This is a genomic window from Elizabethkingia miricola (genome assembly GCF_001675285.1).
Taxonomy (GTDB): domain Bacteria; phylum Bacteroidota; class Bacteroidia; order Flavobacteriales; family Weeksellaceae; genus Elizabethkingia; species Elizabethkingia miricola.
The window spans coordinates 78,916-100,565 of record NZ_LSGQ01000027.1 but is presented as its reverse complement, the minus strand read 5'-3'; the positions used below and the strand labels follow the sequence as shown (position 1 = coordinate 100,565).

22 protein-coding genes are annotated in these 21,650 nt (G+C 35.1%); 18 read left to right on the top strand and 4 right to left on the bottom strand.

Annotated elements, in window-relative coordinates; genetic code table 11:
* Window positions 1-1,397 precede the first annotated feature (1,397 nt).
* The 6 genes from ATE49_RS12335 (at window position 1,398) to ATE49_RS12310 (ending at window position 8,617) form a co-directional block, all read left to right on the top strand.
* Window positions 1,398-2,858 (top strand): helix-turn-helix transcriptional regulator, encoded by a 1,461-nt coding sequence (locus tag ATE49_RS12335; protein WP_065082434.1) that lies wholly within the window; start codon window positions 1,398-1,400, stop codon window positions 2,856-2,858.
* A gap of 385 nt (window positions 2,859-3,243) precedes the next feature.
* Complete coding sequence (locus ATE49_RS12330) at window positions 3,244-3,456, top strand: hypothetical protein (RefSeq protein WP_065082433.1); 213 nt, start codon at window positions 3,244-3,246, stop codon at window positions 3,454-3,456.
* A gap of 15 nt (window positions 3,457-3,471) precedes the next feature.
* Entirely contained in the window at window positions 3,472-5,100 is a 1,629-nt protein-coding gene (locus ATE49_RS12325) for an FISUMP domain-containing protein (protein WP_065082432.1), read from the top strand.
* Between the two features lie 173 nt (window positions 5,101-5,273).
* Complete coding sequence (locus tag ATE49_RS12320; protein ID WP_065082431.1) at window positions 5,274-6,137, top strand: alkyl hydroperoxide reductase; 864 nt, start codon at window positions 5,274-5,276, stop codon at window positions 6,135-6,137.
* A 397-nt stretch (window positions 6,138-6,534) separates the two neighbouring features.
* Complete coding sequence (locus tag ATE49_RS12315; protein ID WP_065082430.1) at window positions 6,535-6,753, top strand: hypothetical protein; 219 nt, start codon at window positions 6,535-6,537, stop codon at window positions 6,751-6,753.
* Window positions 6,754-6,790: 37 nt separating this feature from the next.
* Entirely contained in the window at window positions 6,791-8,617 is a 1,827-nt protein-coding gene (locus ATE49_RS12310) for a hypothetical protein (protein WP_065082429.1), read from the top strand.
* Window positions 8,618-8,911: 294 nt separating this feature from the next.
* On the opposite strand, the gene ATE49_RS12305 is transcribed toward ATE49_RS12310, so the two are convergent.
* Window positions 8,912-10,264, bottom strand: a complete 1,353-nt coding sequence (locus ATE49_RS12305; RefSeq protein WP_065082428.1) for an endonuclease/exonuclease/phosphatase family protein — start codon at window positions 10,262-10,264, stop codon at window positions 8,912-8,914.
* Between the two features lie 186 nt (window positions 10,265-10,450).
* On the opposite strand from ATE49_RS12305, the gene ATE49_RS12300 reads away from it, so the two are divergent.
* Window positions 10,451-11,293 carry a heparin lyase I family protein gene (locus ATE49_RS12300; RefSeq protein ID WP_065082427.1) on the top strand — a complete coding sequence of 281 codons (843 nt, stop codon included), beginning with the start codon at window positions 10,451-10,453 and terminating at the stop codon, window positions 11,291-11,293.
* A 107-nt stretch (window positions 11,294-11,400) separates the two neighbouring features.
* On the opposite strand, the gene ATE49_RS12295 is transcribed toward ATE49_RS12300, so the two are convergent.
* From ATE49_RS12295 to ATE49_RS12285, 3 genes are all read right to left on the bottom strand, one after another.
* Window positions 11,401-12,867 carry a RagB/SusD family nutrient uptake outer membrane protein gene (locus ATE49_RS12295; RefSeq protein WP_065082426.1) on the bottom strand — a complete coding sequence of 489 codons (1,467 nt, stop codon included), beginning with the start codon at window positions 12,865-12,867 and terminating at the stop codon, window positions 11,401-11,403.
* Window positions 12,868-12,872: 5 nt separating this feature from the next.
* Window positions 12,873-13,976, bottom strand: a complete 1,104-nt coding sequence (locus tag ATE49_RS12290) for a TonB-dependent receptor domain-containing protein (RefSeq protein WP_260256182.1) — start codon at window positions 13,974-13,976, stop codon at window positions 12,873-12,875.
* A 597-nt stretch (window positions 13,977-14,573) separates the two neighbouring features.
* Entirely contained in the window at window positions 14,574-15,200 is a 627-nt protein-coding gene (locus tag ATE49_RS12285) for a helix-turn-helix domain-containing protein (RefSeq protein WP_065082425.1), read from the bottom strand.
* A gap of 83 nt (window positions 15,201-15,283) precedes the next feature.
* On the opposite strand from ATE49_RS12285, the gene ATE49_RS12280 reads away from it, so the two are divergent.
* From ATE49_RS12280 to ATE49_RS12235, 11 genes are all read left to right on the top strand, one after another.
* Window positions 15,284-15,487 (top strand): hypothetical protein, encoded by a 204-nt coding sequence (locus ATE49_RS12280; RefSeq protein WP_065082424.1) that lies wholly within the window; start codon window positions 15,284-15,286, stop codon window positions 15,485-15,487.
* 1 nt (window position 15,488) lies between these two features.
* A complete protein-coding gene (locus ATE49_RS20230) occupies window positions 15,489-15,626 on the top strand; it encodes a hypothetical protein (RefSeq protein WP_155759306.1) in 138 nt (45 codons plus the stop codon).
* 3 nt (window positions 15,627-15,629) lie between these two features.
* Window positions 15,630-17,699, top strand: a complete 2,070-nt coding sequence (locus tag ATE49_RS12275) for a hypothetical protein (protein WP_065082423.1) — start codon at window positions 15,630-15,632, stop codon at window positions 17,697-17,699.
* A 19-nt stretch (window positions 17,700-17,718) separates the two neighbouring features.
* Window positions 17,719-18,597: an ATP-binding protein gene (locus tag ATE49_RS12270; protein WP_065082422.1), complete on the top strand. Its 879-nt coding sequence runs from the start codon at window positions 17,719-17,721 to the stop codon at window positions 18,595-18,597.
* A complete protein-coding gene (locus ATE49_RS12265) occupies window positions 18,597-19,226 on the top strand; it encodes an AAA family ATPase (protein WP_065082421.1) in 630 nt (209 codons plus the stop codon). Before ATE49_RS12270 ends, ATE49_RS12265 begins: the two co-directional genes overlap by 1 nt.
* A 14-nt stretch (window positions 19,227-19,240) precedes the next feature.
* Window positions 19,241-19,618, top strand: a complete 378-nt coding sequence (locus tag ATE49_RS12260) for a hypothetical protein (RefSeq protein WP_065082420.1) — start codon at window positions 19,241-19,243, stop codon at window positions 19,616-19,618.
* 5 nt (window positions 19,619-19,623) lie between these two features.
* Complete coding sequence (locus tag ATE49_RS12255) at window positions 19,624-19,866, top strand: hypothetical protein (protein WP_065082419.1); 243 nt, start codon at window positions 19,624-19,626, stop codon at window positions 19,864-19,866.
* A gap of 24 nt (window positions 19,867-19,890) precedes the next feature.
* Window positions 19,891-20,268 carry a hypothetical protein gene (locus ATE49_RS12250; RefSeq protein ID WP_065082418.1) on the top strand — a complete coding sequence of 126 codons (378 nt, stop codon included), beginning with the start codon at window positions 19,891-19,893 and terminating at the stop codon, window positions 20,266-20,268.
* Window positions 20,269-20,279: 11 nt separating this feature from the next.
* On the top strand, window positions 20,280-20,909 hold the full coding sequence (locus ATE49_RS12245) for a DUF3164 family protein (RefSeq protein ID WP_065082417.1): 630 nt from the start codon (window positions 20,280-20,282) through the stop codon (window positions 20,907-20,909).
* Window positions 20,910-21,011: 102 nt separating this feature from the next.
* Window positions 21,012-21,440: a hypothetical protein gene (locus tag ATE49_RS12240; RefSeq protein ID WP_065082416.1), complete on the top strand. Its 429-nt coding sequence runs from the start codon at window positions 21,012-21,014 to the stop codon at window positions 21,438-21,440.
* Complete coding sequence (locus ATE49_RS12235; protein ID WP_065082415.1) at window positions 21,437-21,646, top strand: hypothetical protein; 210 nt, start codon at window positions 21,437-21,439, stop codon at window positions 21,644-21,646. Before ATE49_RS12240 ends, ATE49_RS12235 begins: the two co-directional genes overlap by 4 nt.
* Window positions 21,647-21,650: the final 4 nt, after the last annotated feature.

The following is a 21,650-nucleotide window of genomic DNA, read 5'->3' as shown; positions in this document are numbered from 1 at the left end:
TTGTTTTTAAATTTTTGTAAGCTGCTTTATGTAAGCATATCTTTTTTTTAACTTTTTTAGTTCGAAATCTAGAAATATAAAATTGCTTCCCACCAGGATTATATTAATTGCAGTTGAAAGAGTTGAAGGAGATTTTATTAGAAGAATAATTGAAAAAATGATGATAATAATATTGACCGTGATAAGGAGGTTACTGTTCGAGAATGCATATTTCTTTAAGTCTATCATAAAGCCTAAAAAGATAAAAAGATTAAACAAGCAAATTATTCCTATTCCTAATGTAATGCCAGCTTCTGTGTTAAGTAAGAAATATAGTCCTCCGTTTAAAACAATCATTAAGAAAACCAGATAAAATCCCCAACCTTCTATTGTATATCGGTTTTTGAAGAAAAAGATAATATTAAGTAAACTCGAAATCATAAAGGATAAGCCTGTCAAAAATAAACAAACATGTATGTTTGAAACTGTAAAATAGCTGATACCTGTTATAATGAAAATTACCCCCGAACTTATAATCAGATATTGATTGTTGATTATAGATTTAGTGAAATTTAATTTTTTAAACATAACTTTTTTAATTTGAATTATAATCCTTAGTTGTAAGAAATCGGGCAGGACTTGCGAACCTGCCCGCAAAGACCGCTGAATTGTAGAGTAACGATATAGTATCTGATCTTATATGATTAAAATACATACATAATTGCACGGAAATTGTCAGCGGCTCTTTAACACAAACAAATGAAAAGTTTAATACTATATCGTCTTATTGTTGTGCTTGAAGTAATAAGTGATTTTTTTTCATCAATCTCTGGAATCATCTGGATTTTTAGAGATGTCGTTTTTTTCTAATTTGATAATAATTTTCTCATTGAGCCTATTTCTGTTTTAGCTTAGCTTGAAATAAGTAAACTGAACTAAAAAACATTATTTGTATTCATTGTTATTTAAAGATGTTTAATTGCTTTCTGATGCAAATAGAATAAGAATATTGATGAATACAAAAAAAACAGACACCACACAGATACCATATCTGTATTGTTTATTTATATGTCGACAAATATCTAGTTTTAATATACTGGATTATGGCTGTTGTTAAGATTATTTTTCTGAAAATAGTGTAATTTTGCTCTGTGAAAGGACGCTTTTTAAAATTTCACAATCAAATATATCTGAGATTTGTTTTAAAAAAATCTAATCTGAATTTCAGCTTAGATTAATTATACGGTTTGAGCTGATTTTCTTTTAAATTTCCACATATTGTTATTGTATCGATATAATTAAATATATGTTATATATGTGTTAATTATATTGTGGTATATTTATTATTATATAGATTGAAATTGTAAATTCTGTTGTTTTTTATAAAAATATATGCTGTAAAATACTGTATTGAGTGTATGAAAAAAAATTGCGTTTTGTTTTTTGTTTTTATTTTGGGAATTTTATGTACAGGTTCTTTATATTCTCAAAGCTCCCATAAAGAAGTCGATGTTCTAATGGAAAAAGGACTTAAGCTTTCTAAAGAAAATAAATATATTGAGAATATAATCTTAAGCAGGGAAATACTAAATAAATCTATTGGTATTAATTACAGAAAAGGTATTGTCAGGGGTTATACTATGTTAGCTTACGAGTATGACAATATTGGAGATTATAAGAAAAGTCTAGAATATGCTAACCTTATTCGGTATAAATTTAAAGATACTTTGAATAGAAGCCCCCAGCTTAATTATACGGTTTTAATGCTAATAGAGAGTAATTATCGTAATATGGGGCTAAGAAAAGAAGCACTCAAAATTTCCCGTCAGTTATTACAGGTTGCTGATGAGTTTAAAGAACAAGAAAAGCTTTTCATTTACAAAAGATCTGCGTATACAGAGTTATATTCTTGTTACAAAGGGGTTAATAAAGATAGTGTATACTATTATATGATGAAAGCTAAGTATTGGGATACACAACTGGAGCATTTTTCTACGCCTTCTCCGGAATCTCTGAAAAAATCGACACTATATTTTTCTATTGCCGAATATCATGTAGAAAATACAAATAATATGGATTCTGCATATTATTACGTAAATAAGGGAGTTGCCAGAAGAGGAACTGTTAATACTTCGCTTTACAGGTCGGGCAGGACAATGGGGATGATTTTGATGAAACAGGAAAGATATCCTGAAGCATTGGAGTCTGCAATACTGGCATTAAAGGATGCTAAAAAAAAGAAAAAAACTGATGAATTGATTCCTGCTTATAAGCTAATATCAGATATATATGGATTAGAGAAAAATAAAGTTAAACAGGAAGAGTATCTCAATAAATTCTATCATATAAAAGACAGTCTGAATTCTGCAAAAGAAAAAACAATACAGGAATCCGTAGATCTAATTAAAAGTATAGAATCTGAAAAAGCAGATACTGTACAGAGGAGACTTGTTCTTTTGTCAGCTTTGGGAATAATAATAATACTGATTGCTACAGGATATTTTATTATTAGAATAAAAAAGAAAAAGCAAAAGCAGATTGCCGAGGGCCAGGAAGATATAAGAAAACTGGAAAGTAGAGTCAACGATGCCTTCGAAGAGGTCATTGTTATGGCGAAAAATAATGATCCTGCATTTCTAGGACGTTTCAGAGAAGTGTATCCTGACTTTTGTCAAAAGATTCTGATGATATATCCGGATATTGTCAATTCAGAATTTGCTTTTTGCGCCTATCTTAAACTTAATTTTTCTACAAAGGAAATAGCTACTTATACCTTTGTAACCCCATCTGCCATACAGAATAGGAAAAACAGACTTCGGAAAAAACTCAATATTCCTTCAGACGAAGATATATATACATGGATCAATAAAATAGGATAAAAATTACGACAATAAATATGCATTTATTTTGAATATTATAGCCACCCTGAAGGTGGCTATATTTTTTATTATTCAAATTTCTGTTCTGTATTTCCGCAGTGATTATGCATAAGTATTTTTATTTTTTGTGGTGCTTATCTCAAAATAGGTGTTGTGCTAATTGTTATTTAATTATATGTAATTCAGTGTTTTAATGCTGTATGGTGTCTAAGTGGTAGCGTTTTTTTTTGCGCCCTGAAATTCTTTAACTCTCTTTGTTTCTGAAAACACAAAATCATTATTTCTTCGGTAATAACCTTTTGGATTAGGGTTAAAACTACTGAAAACCGAGCCGCCTTTATTACCATCCCTAAAGGCATCCACAACAAATAAAATTTATTATAATATGATGAAAAACAGAGATGAAAAACAAACTACAAGAAGTGTAATGAAAGAATATATTCCACCTGTTGTTGAAGTCCAGTATATAGAAATGGAAGAAGGGATTGCAACAGGATCGGACCCTACGACTCCGCCAACAACAGGTGGACTTGTAAGCGATGTGCAAACAGATTGGACGGGACAAGAGTCAGATACAAATGTTACTGTTGGGTTTTAATATATTGAGAACTTTATGAAAACAAATAAAAAAAGCATAACAGGAATGGGACTGGTATCATTTCTTTTATTGATGAGTTCCTGCAGAACTGCAGATTCAGATAATAATTTAGGAGCTTCCGGGCCTGTAGCTGTAAATATTAATTTATTGGGGACGGAATTTTCTGAAACTGAATCAAATGCGCCACAGGCTTCTATAGGAACTGGAAGTATTATATCCACGAATGGCTTGGAACAGTCACGCAGTGTTTTAATTAACCCGAGTACAGTATTGGTCGTAAAGTTAAGTACGGATACTTCATTAAATACTTCTGCAAGTATTAATCCCGTGGCAGCAATACCGGGAGATCCGTTAACTTCCGGAATTAAATTCCGTATTATTGCATATAAGCAAAGTGATGGGGCTTATTATACCCATCAGGATTACACTATAGGTGTTGCTCCAGTGCCTTTAATGCTGGATAATAATACACCATACAATATGGTTGTGTATTCTTACGGAGCTACTTCACTTCCTGCGATAAGTGTGGGAGAAAAAGCAAATATTAGTACGGCACAGGTTAATTATGATAATGCCAACAGGGATTTTATGTATTATCAGCAAGGATTTACTCCCGTTAATCCAGGCGGAACCAATACATTTAATATAACATTACACCATAAATTAGCTCAGATTACAACGAAAATCCTCTCAGGATCATTAGGGCCAATACAAAGTATCGCTAATGCCAGTATTACACCGCATTATACAAACGGAATTATCCCTTTATCTTCGGGAAATATGTCCGGACGCACAACTTTGTCTAATGCACAGGTTGCATTTCCGGGAGCATTTCCGGGAAGTACTCAGACAGCTACGCCTGTATTGGTAAATGCAGATACTGGCAGTTTAACTACGGGATCGTTCTCTGCAGATATTAAAATAGGAGGAGTCACAAATACAATTAATGTACCTAATGCTTTTGCCATAAGACCAGGCTGGAAAAGAAACCTGAACATAACATTGGCTAAAAAATGTGGTGCATATGTAGCTTCAGGAGTTTGGAAAGATTTTATGTGCCACAATCTTGGAGCAGATACAAGTAAGGATCCGTTTACGCCTTCTGCTAGCATTATGGGGGCTTTATATGAATGGGGAAAAAGCACTCCTGAGATTACTCAGGCTAATGATCAGATCGTTGGAACTGGTACAGCAAGTCCATGGAATACTATTTTACCTTCGGATAATGCATGGCTAGATGCCTCTAAAACAGCAAATGATCCTTGTCCTTCCGGTTACCGTGTTCCTACAAAGGCACAATGGACAGGCTTTATAAGTAATAATACACTAACGCAAGTTGGGAGTTGGAACAGACTTTATCCCAATTTTGATTCCGGGCTCGAGGTAAGTTCACCAGGGAATGGAGTTACTTTATTTTTACCGGCTAATACAGGGCGTTATGGGGCTACAGGAAATAAGGTGCCTCCAGGGGTAGGGCCGTTTACCTATGGTACGTTTATAGATGTTGGTAGACAAGGAAATTACTGGTCCTCAACATCAAACAGTTCTGGTTATGGAGGGCAGTTTAGATTTTCAAGTAATACTGCATTTATTACTAATTATGCTTACTTATATGGATTTAGTGTTCGTTGTATTGCAGAATAAAACAATCATTTAACTATATTATTTTAACATCTTCCGGCAGTATTGTCCTTACTGCCGGTTTATTTCTGGAACAATCGAAAATTTAGGATCATTATTTTAGTATGATAAAGAAAATAGAATCAGTATTATTCTTTTGTTTGTTTTTTTCAGGGTTACTGGCCCAAAAGATACATATGGAATTTCCATATTTCGCAGGTAAAACTTATAAGTTTATTATTTTACAAGGTGATGATAAAAGAACTGTTTGTCAGGGAGATATTCCGGAAGATGGCAAATTTACCTTAACAATACCTGAAGAATATAAAACGTATACGGGGATAAGTCAATGGCTGATTACCAATACAAAAGAGGGAGGAGGATTAGATATGCTGATTCCCGGAAAAGATTTTTCAGTATCCTCTAAGGATCCCAAGCCTGATCAAAATAATACTATTTATGTTGGAAATAATATGATGAAGGAAATGGATAGCTTATACACGCAGCAGAATAATATCTTTTTGAGATATGATGCCATGCAACAGGCTAAGAAAGTATATCCTGAAACAGATAAGAATTATAAAATATTTCAGCAGGAGATTCAAAAACAGGAAAAGCTGTATGAAGTTTTTCAGAATAAGCTGCGAAAGCGTGTTCACTATGTTGGTGAATTGATTAAGATTATGAATATTCCCCGTGGCATAGGCACAAAACTTTCTCAAAGCGATAGTGATCGGGCTGAAAATATTTTAGAATATATAGCCAATGACTTGCAATGGGAAATACTGTATACATCAGGACAATGGACTAATGTTATTGAAACTTGGATTAATATTCACACAAGGGTATTGAAGGATTCAGATAAATTTGCCCGGGATTTTGAAAAAATAACAGCCAGAATTAAATCTCCGGTATTGTATACTGATTTTGCAGGAAGAACGGCATACTTTCTTAAGCAGCAGCAGAAAGAAAACTTTATTGAAAAAATATCAGCTGTTGTTATCAATTCGGGGAAAATAACACAGTATGAAGGTTCTCTTATGGTTTTTGGAAAAAAATAATACCACTTTATAATCATAGAATGTATATATATAAAACTGTTATTAATTATTTTGTAGTGCTAATCTTACTTATGGGGTTAAAGTTTTTTTCATTTCGCATTATATAAATTCATTAACAGTTTATCGGATAGTCAAATTTCTGGCTATCCGTTTTTTGTTTTGTAAACAATAAAAATATTATAAATGGCTCCTTCTGTTTTCCCACAGAAAGTTCCTAAGAATTTATTCGTGACTTAAATATTTAATAATTATGTTTTCAATTTTAATGACCTGATAAATAAATGTTTATAATTCTGTGGTATCTATATGGTATGCGTTTTTTTGATGAGGTAAAATCTTATTATTCTCTTTGTTTCGGATTTAAAATTCGGGATGAAAAACAATTAATATAATTAGAATGAAAAAACAAAGAAGAAGCATTAAATGTATTGATAATGAATGTGAAAAAAGAGAGTATCTCACTCCAATATTGGAGGTTGAAATTATAGAACTGGAACAAGGCATAGCTGCTGGGTCTACAGTGCAACCCGGAGGTGGAGCTGGAGTAGATGTTGACCCTTGGATAGACGGGGGGAGTGGCGGAAGTGGAGAGCCAGGTAATGAATGGTGGAAATAATATAAGTCAGAAAAATATAAAACCTTAAAAGAAAAAGATGAATAAAAATTTACTTAGAAAGATAAATGCTTTTGCTGTAACAGGTATTCTGATTTTCACCTATTCATGCAGGAGTAATGATACAGATCATAACTTATCTGAAAATGCAATGTTACAAGGTATAAGCTTCAATCTGATTAATGCAGATTTTGAAACAGACCATAATGCTCTACAGGCTTCAGTAAATAACAGTGGTATTGCAAAAGCTCTTGTAAACAAACAGGAAATTCAATCAGGACCATTTAATATTACAGCAGAATTAGCTTCTGAAATTTCACCGGTTAAAATACCAACACAGGCATCAACAGTAATCAATTCAGTTGCGGATAAACTTGGAAGTATTTCTAACCCAGTTAAATATGTCGTTGTGGTATATAAACAAGACGGAACTTATTTAGGACAGGAATTAGGAGATGCTTCTAACCCCAATCAAAAGATGTTCGGTAGTCTTAATTTAGTAGGAAACCAGAAATATACTTTTGTAACTTATTCTTTGGGAGCAACAACTGCACCGCCTGCAGCACCTACAACAAATCTCAATGTGGCTACATTGGGTTTAGGGATTTTTACTGGTGGAACGAGTGGTTCAGATTTAATGTTTGCAATTAATGAAGATGTGCTTCTTACTGGTGGAAATACGCCATTGGATGTACATTTAAAACATAAGTTCAGTAAAATAACGATAAGTATGGATGCCAGTGATGCCACAGGACTGTATGGACAGCCGAATTATATAAAAGGAGGTTATCCGCTGGCTAGTGAATCAGGAGCCGGAGCAACGGCAACAATCAGTAGTTTTTATACAGGTTGTAGTGTGAGATTTAAAAATGGGAATACTACGGGTATTGTGACAGGCGGATCTCCCGGAACTATTTCTGTGGGAGGAATTAAAGCTGCAGTTGGAAATGAAAAGGTTCTTATTATTAATACTGGTAGTGAAACGGGTTATAAGGGGACTATTACTCTGCCGACTGGCGCTGTAGTAATTGGTAATGACAAGAATTCCGCACCTGTATCAATTAATATAGATGGGACGGCCGGGGCAGGTTTGGAACCAGGTAAAGCTTATACATTAAAACTAAAATTCAATAGTGACAGATACACAGATGCTAATAATGTGACGAAAGCTAATGGTGATTATGTTGTTATAGCAGGATATAGGTGGGATAGATATAATGTTGGTGTTGCTGCAGGTGAGAAGATTTCTATAAGTAATAATTATAATCCCGAAACACCATTAAATGCAACATACTCAGCCAAACAACATGGAGCTAAATTCCAATGGGGAGCAAAAGTAAACGAAACAAATCGCTATATCTCCCAATCAGCTGATCAAGTAACCAGTGGATCCGTTCCTTGGTTATCAACTCAGGTAAAGACCTCTGATGCATGGAATCTCGGAACGGAAACTACACCAATTAAAAATACATTTAATGACCCTTGTCAAACAGGGTATAGAGTTCCTACGGAAAATGAATATAGTATATTAAATTCAGCTACCAGTTTTGAACAAAAAGGAACCTGGAATAATAGTCCTGCAAATTATGATGCCAGATTAACACTTACAAGTAAAAAAGGGCAATATCAAATTACTTTTCCGGCAGCCGGGTATAGAGAAGAATTTGATCCTGGTGCGGGATCGCTTCAAGAAAGAGGCTTAACGGTTGTATATTGGTCAAGTAGAAATTGGGGAGTTCCAAATCCCCAAACTGGTTCAGCATATTATTATTTTCCAGATACCGGACTGGCAAAAGGCTATTGGTTTGAATATAATGCTTCTCATTATGTGCAAAGAGGAGCACCAGTTCGTTGCATACAGGAGTAAAATGTAAATATTGAAGAGGTTTCTATATAATAAATTTGAATGGAATATATATGAAAATTAATCATTAACCATAATCATTTGTTTGTATAAAATTGCTAGTATTCTGAAGGGAGATTTAATAACCATCATTATATTTTTGTTAACTAGTAGTTTTAATGGATAGTAGCTCTGCTACTGTCCACTTTTTTTTACAGGATACATAGCTGTAACCTCATAAATGTAGTATCTGCAAATAAAAAGAGAACATTGGAAATGTTCTCTTTTTATTTAGGTGAAATACTTGATTTCAATAGTTTAATTCCCGCACGTAAAATAAACTCTTGGCGCTATTTCGGTATAAGCATTATCCTTAAAGAAAGCAATATAGTATGATCCCGGAGTATCTAAGGCAAAGTTTAATGTTCCGTTGATGTTATTTGTATACTGCCATTTTGTTGAATAATTAGTCCCCGGAGTTTGTCCCTGTTTGTATATACCTATCCATGCTTTTGGATCTGAGGATCCGTTGCTAAAGGAAACCTGAACTGTTTCGTTCAGTTTATAGCTGGTTTTGTTTAATACAATTTTAGCATTACTCTGAGGTATTTTAATCTTGAAAGTACTCCATACTGCTTTATGATCTGTAGGCCAGATTCCTTTTGGTTCAGAAAATTTATCTTTTGAGGTTTCCGGAACCGAAATATTCTTTACTACTGTGTTTTTTGGTCCTACTATATAACTGTCGCTTACAGAAATATTTCCGTTGTCATAATAGAAAATATAATCTATTCTGTCCCGTTCATCCGATTTAGGAGTCCAAGAGGACTGCGCAGGCCATGTAAATCCCGGATAGTTTACCTCATCCGGATAGGCTACTCTGTAGCTGTCTTTAAAACCTGCTTTGGAAAGAGTAGCTGTAGAACTCCAGTTGATAACAGTGCCACGATGGTCGTATAAATTTTTAACCGCTTCTGTCCAGTCCAAATGTGAGGCTTCATTGAAATCTCCACCCAGAATCACTACTTTACCGCTTGCAATATCCTGTTTTGCGCGGGTAAGGAAATCCTGAATTTGCTGAGGTCGTTTAGACTGATCATTCATTTCCGTGATTTTAGCTATGTCTGTAACAGGTGCCGGTAATTCTTTGAAGGTAACAGGATCATAACCTCTGGGATAATATACGGCATAGTGAGTGTAATCTAAATGCCCCGAGTAAATAACAACTTCATTCCCGGGAACAACTTCGGTTACAAGCCGGTGATAAGCGCTAAAAGCCGAATATTCTTTAATAGGGTATTTACTCAGGACGCCATTATCGTCTCCTCTGGAAGCATAATATGTTTTTCCTTTAGCTTTTAAAGAAGCTACAATACGCTGGTCAAAAGATGTATTGTTGTAATTTCTGACTTCCGAAAGGGTTACAAAATCAGGATCACGGTCTGCTATTTCATTAACAATAGCATCGTAACCTCCTGATACCTGAGTGCCTTCCTGCCAGATATTGAACTGCATAACACTGAATGAATAAGTCTGATCTTCTGATGTAGATTTATTTTGTAAAGCATATTGCTTCGCTTCTAATTCTGCAGCACTGGAGTGGATCTCCGGTCGTGAGCACGAAATGATTGATACAACAGCAAGAGTTGCGGAAAATAAATGTTTCTTCATGGTTTTAGTAATATTTAGATTTGGTTTTGCTAAAATATAAATTAATGTCAGTATTTCAATTCAGTATTACAAAATGATAATTCAGATAAAATTTAACGAAAACGTATTAGTAATAAATTTATTGTGTTGTAAATAATTTATGGTAAGAATATTTACATTCGTAATACCAATCTTAAATATTATTTTATGAAAAAAATAAATGCATTAGGCAGTTGTGCGCTATTTTTATTACTGCTATTGGGCAGTTCCTGTCGTACTGCCGGATCAGAAATGAATTCAGATATTAACCCCAATGCAGACATAGGGCAGAAAAATGTTGCTGCGGATACATATCAGAAATTATTAGAAGTTAATTACGAAACCAATACAACAGACTCTGGTATTCCCGGTGTAAACGGAACAAGTGCTACAGCTCCGGATGCTGCATATATGGTACCACGAACAGGAAGTACGGGTAATAATTATGCTATTGCGCATAAGGTAGTAGAGGGGGATCCTGCGTATTTTTCTGATGGAAATTACAGAAGCGAGTCGGATGCAATGGCAGTTCAGGCAGCGCGTTTCCACGACGGAGATATCCGGAGATATGAATTTAGTGTACTTTTAAAAGATTGGCCGCTGTGGAATGCCAATGATCCTATAAAAGAAACCAACCTTTTTCAATGTAAAATAACAGGTCCTCCTTATGTTCCTGTTATGATAAGAGTAGTACGCAATGCTATAAGAACAAGAAATCCGGATACATCATTAGTAGATTTAGTACCCGATATAACACCTTATATCAATCAGTGGCTTGATTTTCGTGTAGATGTGACCTGGTCGTCTACCAACACGGGAAATCTGAGATATTACGTTAAACTTCCGGGAAGCAGCGATTATACGCTTGTAAAAGAGTATTCAAACATAAGAACTTATACAGGTGATAGTCCTAATGGACAGTTCGGATATGTGAAATGGGGGATATACGGAGTCCCGCATTCCGGTACACGAATAGCTTATCATGATGATATAAAAATATTTGGAAAATAGTATTCAGGTGCTTCATATGGTTATATTTTAATTAACAAAGTAAGGCAACATCCTGAAATGTTGCCTTTTTATTGTGCTCTTGCTCTTTTAAGATTGATATACTTTATTTAAGATTCATTTTGTTTGATCTGTGGATTGTTATTAATTTCTTTATTTGGGATTTGGAATTTGAATTTATCAGGTGCTAGATTGAATCTTCCAAAAGTATGGTTAGTTCCGGGATATATTCTCTCCAGTGGTGTATTCAGTCGTTTCATATCAAACCATGCATAACCTTCTCCCCAAAGTTCGATTCTTTTATGAAGGATGATCTCATTGATAAGTTCATTTCCTGCTTTGGAAGATAAAGTATAAGCTTTATCTCTTTGGGAGGTGATATCGTAAAGAACCTGTCTGGCTTCAGCCTCACGACCTTGTCTTGCCAATGCTTCAGCTTCTGTATAATATAAAGAAGAAGCTCTGATATAGATATAATCACCTTCAAACAAAGTAGGATCTTTAAACTTCCAGCTTACATATGGCGGGTAATTTCTTTCAGTTCCGTTAAAAGTATAATCTGATTTCTGACTGCCATTAAATACTTTTTTACGGTAATCGGTCCCCGGGATAGCATCATAAAGTCTTTTATCTATCAGCTTATAAATTTGCGCTGCTCCGGCATAACCTCTGTTTGTATTGTCGAACATAGAGAAAAAGGAAGCATAATAGTTACCAATACTCATGGTAGCTGTAGTATTATGAAAACCCCATATTACTTCCGGATTATTGATATTCGAAAAGCCAGTTGTGGTGTAATCATTTTCCGTCATCAGTGCTATTCCCTGTCTGCTTTCATTAGCATATTTCCCCGCTTTAGCATAATCTCCGGTTTGCAGATATATTTCAGAAGCAATTGCTTTAGCCGTTCTTTGATCTATCTGAGCTCTGGAAGAGCGTGCATAGCTGCCTAAAAGGACAATGGCTTCTTCAATATCTTTGGTAATCTGCTGATATACCTCGGCTACTGTAGATCTGGAAAGTCCCTGGCTTTGATTATCATTCGTTAATACCAAAGGAAGCCCCGGATCCTGTTTGTGCTCTTTGTAGTCGTTGGCATAGAAACGAATCAGGTAAAAGTAAGAGTAAGCTCTTAGCGCATGTAGCTGCCCAGCAATGGCTCTGTTAGCTGTACTATTATCGTTTTTTAAATCATTCAGGAGTTTATTGATTACAAATATTCTGGCATAGAAAGTAGTCCAGACAAATTCAGCAGCAGAATTATTTGCGTTTGTAGCATCATAATTATAGAACATACCTAAATGCTGGTTGGTGGCTTGTATTACATCATTTGACATAAGATCTGCTCCTGCTTTTATAGCCATAATACCAAAGTCGGAATGCAGCGTTGTTCCGCCGGCTCCATTACTGCGCAGATCCAGATAAATCCCACCCAGGATTTTTTCAGCTTTTGTTTTATCATCGTTCAGTTGTTCACCCGAAATGTCTCCGTTTGGCAAAGTATTCAGGTCGCTGGAACAACTGTTAATGATTGTGCCTATAGATAGTGCTGTGATAAAATATTTTATTGTTTTCATATGTTTTAAAAATTGAGTTTGAAGCCTAAAGAAACGCTTGAAAGTAATGAGTATCTGTATGAGTTAGATACGCCCGTTAATGAGGCTCTGGGATCATAGCCTTTTCTTTTAGACCATAAGTAGAGATTGTTTCCTGTAAGATAAATTTTGAGTGCTGACAGACCTATCTGCTTCGTGAAATCCTGAGGCAGCTGATAAGACAGTGTTATATCCTGAAGACTTATATAATCTGATTTTATAAGATACAGTGTAGAGTTTCCGTTTTGATTAGTCGAATTAAGGTCTACACGTGGTAATGCAGCATTCGGGTTTTCCGGTGTCCATGTTTTATCTAAGTCTGTTGAATAGTTGGAAGCATAGGTATCGGAATGAAATAGACTTCTGTAGATGTCGTCATAGCCATAACCGCCAAACTGATAAGCGAAATTAACTGCCAGGTTGAATCCTTTATAGGTAAAATCAGTACCGAAGCCACCATATACTTTTGGAATGGCCGATTTGCCCGTATTGTAATCAGTTGCCTCTTTATAATTATTGGTAACAGTAGTTTCCTCCTTTTTGGTATTAGGGTTTATATTGGTTCGGTACCAAAGTGCATCACCATTATTGGGGTCTGTACCTGCAAATTTCTTCAGATAATAGGTATATCTGTCTCCACCTTCAGTCAGAATAAATAAACCCGAAACCAGTCCTGTGCTTCTTTGCTCTGCAGGTAGTTTGGTTATTTTATTTTTATAATGAGTCGCATTTGCATAAAAACTCCATTGTAACTGGTCAGAACGCAGAATATCTATATTGATATTAGCCTGAACCCCTCTGTTGATCATGTCGCCAATGTTACCATATCTGATATATGATCCTGCATTAGAAGGAGGCAGGGGAAGGGTATAGATCATATCCGATACTTTTCTTTCGAAGTAATCTGCATTCAGGCTAATTCTGTTTTTTAATAGCGAAATTTCAATCCCTGCATTCAGGTTTTTAGATGTTTCCCATTTCAAATCTTTATTTCCTTGTTTTCTCAGTGATAGAACTGGTTTGCCATCTCCAAAGTTGTTGATTCCGTAGATATCCTGATAAGCATAATAATCTCTGTCGGAATTTTCCAATAATATATTGTCATTTCCCTGCTGGCCGTATGTATGAGGGGTAATACTAATTGTTAAGAAGTGAAGGAATATAAAAAAGCCCTAAAAAGCCCGATTCTACAAGCGTTTCAGGCTTTTTGCCTTAAAATTTAGGATGTAACGAAATGTAAAAGTTACACAGTTTTGTACAGTTATTGTACAATTTTAAAAGTGATTTAAAGAAGCTTTATTTAATTAAAGGTATTTGCTACTGCGATAAATAGAAATACTACAATACAAGCCTGTATAAGGCATATTTTGGAAGTATTAATTGTGATCTCCAGCTTTATAAATGTAAAGCTGGAGATCATTTTTTTGCTTGGAATTAAATCATAAAAATAACTAAAAAAAACACTTGCATTACCGTTTGGATTACCATTTGGATTACCAAAACACAGTTTTTTTTATATCATGTACAGATATTAAACGTAAAAAAGTGCATTAAAATAGCATAAAAATAAGCTTAAAATGTATTTAATTACATTTGTTTATATTTATTATTTAATATTATCCTATTGATAATCAACAAAATAGATAGTAGATGTTTTTTCCTATATATTTAAAAGTTATGCGTAGTTGTTACTTTTCTAATTCTGATTTAGATTCAGAAGTGTAAGGACGATATGTTTTATTCTCCGAACGGCTGCTTTTGAGAGTATTTATTTCATTTTCTAAAAGCTTCTTATTTTCTTTTAGAAGTTCTATTTGATCTTTAAGCGCAACATTTATTTCCTGATAAACTGAAGGTTCTTTCTCACTTTTCCTGCCTGATACAATATAATCTATGCTTTCATTTAGTATTTTACTTATTTGCATTACCTGTAAAAGTGTTGGCATAAGTTTACTGCTTTCAATCTTACTATATTGACTGGGATCCATTTCTAAAATTTCTGCAATATCTTTTTGTTTAAGATCTTTCGATAATCTTAGATCTTTAATTCTATCACCTATTGCAATGTCAATTATGGTAGGAGTATCTGTTGATTCTTCATTTTGTTTTCTTTTCAACATTTCTCCTTTTCCCGTTAATAGCCAGTTAGCATCAATTTCTACACATCTTGTGTAAATTAAATCGTAATCCATGCTATTTCTAGCCTTCCAATTTGACAATGTCTGTGGTTTTACACCAAGAAAATGTGCAAAATCGGTATCAGATTTAATATTATAGTACGATTTTATTTCATTTAAAATCAGCGACTTATCCATTTTGTTAAACAATTTGTGTAAAATATTTTCTTAAATAAACAATTTGTGTATATATTTGTTTCATAATTAAAACAAAGAAAACAATGGACAAACCTACAAAAAAAAGACAGACTTACAATACGGCTGTTGTAAAAGCTTTAGCGGAGGAGTTTGAGGTATCAACATATTTTGTTAGAGAGTGCATTAGAAAGCAAAAGCATAGTCGCACAGCTCAAAATATTGAAAAAAAATACCATGAGATGGCTAACGCTACCCTTCAAAAAATTAGAGAATTTAAAAATAAATAACATGAAGATCTATTCTAAAAACAGAGTGACATTCTATGTATTAGATTCTGATATCGTTGAAGTCCGTACCACTCATTTACTATTTGGAGGATTGTTTATGTGGACAACCTCAAAAACTTTTGATAATAAAATTCAATAAGTTATGCCACAATTCTGGAATGAATCTAATAAAATAGCCGTTCTGGTTGATGAGCTGGTCCCATACTATTGGAGCAGTCAAAATGTATTATCCAAGGCAATAAGTCAAAATCGTAATAATGTGTATGGTGTAAAAGCCTTACAAAATGGAGGTGGTAAAAACAGAAAGCTTATAGTTGATTTTGACAGCCTTCCTACACATATACAGAAGGAACTTGGAGATCCGCGCCTATTGGAGCATAATCTATTGTATTTCTACAAGACCGATGCAATAGCTGTTGATTTCTATACGTCGTTTCGTCGTCCTGATGGATTATATATGAGACCTGAGGAACAGCAAAGATACATCACTAATGCCAGCGTATTAATAAGCTTATTGCATTTGCGTTCAAGACATGCAGCGGAGCGTATTAAGACAGGAATGTCACTAAGAGGTATTTACAACTTTTTATGTGAAGAAAGTAAAACGTTCAATCCTATTCTGTTAGAGAAATTTAAGCTAGAGCACAATATCCCAACGCATCCAACCAGATTTAAAGAGACTTTAAATGCGTTTGAAACTCCATTTAATTATGGAGACCGAGAGTGGCCATATAACTTCTTTTCTTTAATTAAAGATGCTGAGGGTAAGCGGAAGCAAAATCCAATAAAGGTAGATGATGCAGTAAATACAATTTTAAACGGATTGTTTAAAACAATTGGACACAAACCTACACCAACGGAGATCTATCGTACTTATGATGCTTTTCTTTCAGGATACGCATTGGTTTATAATGAAGATACCGCAGAAATATACGATCCAAAAGAATATCCAAAGCTTTCTGAGCGTACGGTTTCTAATTGGCTGGCTAAATGGGAAAATAAAGCAGCAACTTATAAGAGCAGATCCGGAGATCGTCAGCAATATATGAATCAATTTGTTATTCACCATCAGTTGGAGCGTCCAACATTTGCCGGATCCTTAATATCAATTGATGATAGACAACCACCGTTTAAAGATCTTTCAGGAGAAAGAGTATGGTTTTACAATGGTTTAGACGTTGCTTCCGGATGTATAACGGTTTTTGTATACGGAAAATCAAAAGAAGGTATTATCAAAGAGTTTTACCGCCAAATGCTTAGAAACTATACTGAATGGGGCATAAATCTACCTGATGGACTAGAGGCTGAAATGTCGTTAAATAGCAGTTTTGTAGATACCTTTTTAAAAGAAGGTAACATGTTCCAAAATGTAAGAATAGAAGCAAATAATGCACGTGGTAAGCGTATAGAAAGAGATAACGGTATTCTTCGTTACGGTATTGAAAAGGAACGTGAGGGCTGGATCGCTAGACCAACTGCTAAAAGTGAAGCCAACCAGTCAGGACCAGATAAAGTTCCAAAAATCCCTTATGAACAAATTATTGAAGGTGCTATAGAAGATATCTACACTCTTAATAATTCGCCTCATATGGAGGAAACAGAAAAGACACGCTGGGAATATTTCTTAGAAATGCAACACCCGGAATTAAGGCCAACCAATTGGCAGACCATCCTTCCATATTTAGGATATCCACAGGAAACATCTTGTAATGGTGGTTATATAAATCTACAAGGGAAGAAAAGAGCTATTGCTATGAATGGCGAGATCTGCCGAGGTGATGAGCTTATCAATGCTCTTAAAGTAGTTGAAGGAAAAGAGCTGATGGTCTACTGGATTGATGATAACAGAGGAAAAGTTTTAAAGGCTTTAGCTTTCTATGATGGCCGTTTTATCTGTGAAGTTCAGGAAATGCCACGATACAACAGAGCTGTTATTGAACGTACAGAAGACGATAAAAAAGCCAGAGAGATCCAAAGCGCTTATGTGATGACTGTTGAGAGCTTTATCCGTAAACAGGAAAAGGCATTACAGAGTATCAATGTTATCAAGCAACGGAAGCCAGCTCCTAAAAATAGCTTCTTTATTCCAGGAATTGACGTCAGAACTTTTCAGACTTCGGATCCTGAGACGGTAGAAACCATAGAACAGCCAGATGATAATATACCGCATGCCGCACCATCAGTAAGCTGGCAGAACTCATTTTTTAAATAAATCATAAAAACCAATCAACATGCAATTAACTACAGAATATAAATTACAAGTCAGAGAAGCTTTATTAGCTAATCGTGATAATTATGCCGGTCCTGATGGCAATTACGCCAAAACCTTCGGATTGACGGCTACAAAATACAGTAGAATTTCTACAGGCAAAATTGAGAAACTTCTTTCAGATTCTGAATGGCTTCAATTAGGTAGACTACTGGAAGTTGGATCCCGAAAATCAGGCTGGAAAATCGTTCGTACAAAAGTGTATGAAAATATTGAGGCCAGTATTACTTTCTGCCAGCACTATAGTAATTCCATGATGCTTGTAGATGACTGTGGTATAGGTAAAACATTTTGTTCTAAAAGTATTGTAAAAACGCTGAAAAATGCATTCTACGTTGACTGTTCACAAGCAAAAAGTAAGCAAGCCTTTGTTCGTCTTCTGGCAAAAACTATCGGAATTGACAGCAAGGGTAAATACTTAGACGTGAAGGCTAATATGAAATATTATTTAAATCAAATCGATCATCCTGTAATTGTGTTGGATGAAGCCGGAGACCTTGAATATACAGCCTTTTTAGAATTAAAAGAGCTTTGGAATGCTACTGATGGTTTTTGCGGATGGTATATGATGGGGGCTGATGGTCTTCGTGCAAAAGTAGAACGTGGCATCAATGGGAAAAAGGTTGGTTACGCTGAAATATTCAGTCGTTTTTCTGATGAGTTCGTAAAGCTTACACCGAGCGGTGTGGATGATAAAAAAGCGTTCCGTCATGAGCTTTTAACACAGGTTGCCACGGCAAACCATACCGGAAACAAGCCTGTTGAACAATTAGTGTTACAGTGCATGAAGAAAGAAACAACCCTGAGACATCTAGATACACTAATTAAAATCAGCGCTTAATGAGAACGTATACTGTAAAAAACATCCTCACTAGAAAAATAAAAATACTGGTCCTTACAGGAATCTGGCTGGCGGTATTTGGACGCCCGGAACGATCCGGCAAAATGTGGCTGATCTATGGAGCTGAGAAAAACGGGAAAACATGGTTTTCTGTGTTATTAGCAAAATACCTGAGTGAATCGGAAAAGGTTTTATACATCAGTGCAGAGGAAGGAATTGGACAAAGTTTTCAAGATGTTCTTACCAGGGCAAATGTAGATATCAGTAATAAAAAGTTTCAGGCTTACGAATACGTACCTATGGAAGATCTCAGAGCTCATTTAAGCCGTCGTTACGCTCCCAAAATAGTTTTTATAGATAATGTAACGGTTTATCAGGAAGAGTTGAAAAATGGAGGCGTTCAGCTCCTTATAAAGGAGAATCCGGATAAGCTTTTCATATTCGTTGCACACGAAGACCGTGGCGAACCTTATACAGCCACTGCAAAAATGATTAAAAGGCTTGCTGATAGAATTGTTCGGGTTCAGGGACTTGTTGCTACGGTAGGCGGTCGATTGGACGGTAAACAATACGTAATAGATGAGCAGAAGGCAATGCTGATACACGGCTCAGAGATAAGTAAACAATAAAAATTTTCACAATAATGGACTTACAAAATCAAAAATTCCGAAAAGTAACCATCGGCGCAATCGGTTACACTGATCATTATTACGATAATCTGATACACAAATTTTTTGTGACCTGGTGTGAGGCAATGGCGATCCGGTTTTATCACAATGACAGAGATCTGATAAATAGTGAAGCTTTGTGGAAATACTATCGTAACCAGTGGGGCTTATTGGTAGAGCGCCGTTTTGTTCGGGAATACTCAGGATATCTAACCAAAGATATAGAAGACAGCCGGGAGATCTATTACAAACAGATCTGTGATTATGCTTACGAGCTGGAGGATTATTACCCTGCATCCCTATTAAAAGAAAAAACACTACAAAAACCAAAACTAGAATTTAATCTTAACTAAATATTATGACACAAGAATTAATAGATCAGGTAACTGCCGTTATGCAAAAGCTTTCAGATGCTAAATATCCTGCAATATTTATCACTGATGATGGCGAAAAGGCTCATGTACTAAAAAATTGTAATGCTAAATCAACTAGTATGTTGTTTATCAATCATGTTTTAGCTACCGAGGAAATGCAAGAAACATTTTTGACAGAAATGGAAAAGCTTTCAGAACGCTCAGATTTAGAAGAAACAGAAAATTAAAATTAACCCATAAAAATTATAGAAATGAACAATTTAAAAGAATTATTTACAGAAGAGGATTTTAAAATGCTTAATGAAGCAGTAGACAGTATTTCCAAAGCAGATTTCGGAATGTTTATGATGTCAGAAATGCTTTTTTCAGGATTTAGTAAAGATAAAGATCCTGAGGCTAGAGAAAAAGAGCGTGATGAGCGTATGGCAAAACAACAGGCTGAACAAAACCAAAAGGAAGAAAAGGCATTGAAACTGAAATTTAAATTATTACAACTGAAAGAATTCATTTTTCAATCCGAAATGCCTCCTTTTCCTCCCCTAAGCTCAACATTTAAAGAGCGTCTGCAGGAAAAAACCATTGAAGAGTTGAACCCGGCGTACTACAACAGAACTAATCCACTTAAATAAACTAAAAAACCATGTCAGAAGTAAAACAGTACACAACAGAAGAATTAGAAGCTTTATTAGCTGAGAGAAAGCAGCAGGAAGCAAAAGAACGTGAGGACAATCGAATAGCCTATGAGGAATTAAGAGCTGAAACAGTAAAGGATCTGTTTCCAGAAGCTGAGGAAATCGGGCTGCATTTAACCAGATTCCGGGATAAGGCATTTACACTAATGTATAAACTGTATGAAGTACTACAGTCATATAGTAAGCGTCACAAGGACGGAAAAGGATCCTGCACGATAGAGGTTGATGATATGAAAATCATTCTTAAAAAACAGGGAAAAGGAACCTTTGACGAACGTTCAAATCAGGCTGAACAACATATTATAGACTTTATCAATAATAAATTCGGAGGTGATGCCGATACACGTGATTTTATCATGCTGTGTCTGGAGAGGAAAAACGGAGCTTTAGACATTGATCAGGTGCAGAAGCTTTATAGTATGGAAGATCGTTTCGATGATCCGAATTGGAAGGAAGGAATTAAGTTATTAAAAGAATCCTATAGCTATAAACACTCAAAAGATTATATCCGCTTTGAACGCCGAAATCGAAACGGACAATGGATTCCTATAATATTGAATTTCTCTTATGCTTCTTGATAACGTAGCATTAGCATTAATAGGCGGTATAGCCGTCACCATTATAGGTTTTGTATTCGGCGTAACAATAGGAGCCTATTTTTTTAAAGATAAAAATTAGATATGAGCACAATAACCACTAGGCAGATTACACAGCTACAAACCATTTGTAGCGCAAAATTTAGAAATCGTGAGGAAAGATTGGAAATGCTTTCCGAAATGGTCGGATCTCCGATAACATCAATAAAGGATCTAACCGAATTGCAGGCTGATGAATTGATTTACTTTTTCAACACTGGTAAAAATATGGATCATAGCAGTTATGCGCTTTTTGACCATAAAAACAACCAACACAGGACAATTCTTAGCCATTGCCATACTCTGGGTTGGGTTAATCCAAATAATCCGCGGTTTGTAGATCTTAATCGGCTTGGTGGTTGGCTCAAATCTGAAAGATCTCCTGTAAAGAAGCCACTTAAACAAATGACAAAGCAGGAATTATCAAAAATTATTGTCGCATTAGAAAACATAACTAAATCTAAATTCAAATGAAAACAGAAAACACAGGCGTTGGCCTATTCACGGTAATTGCAATAGTATTTATTGTACTGAAACTAACAAAAACAATAGACTGGTCATGGTGGTGGGTTTTAGCTCCTATCTGGGGACCGTTGGGATTCTTCCTTATGTTCTTCCTGATTATAGCCATTATCGGTGGTACGATCTCACTATTTGCAACTAAGAAAAGAAGAAAATAAAAAT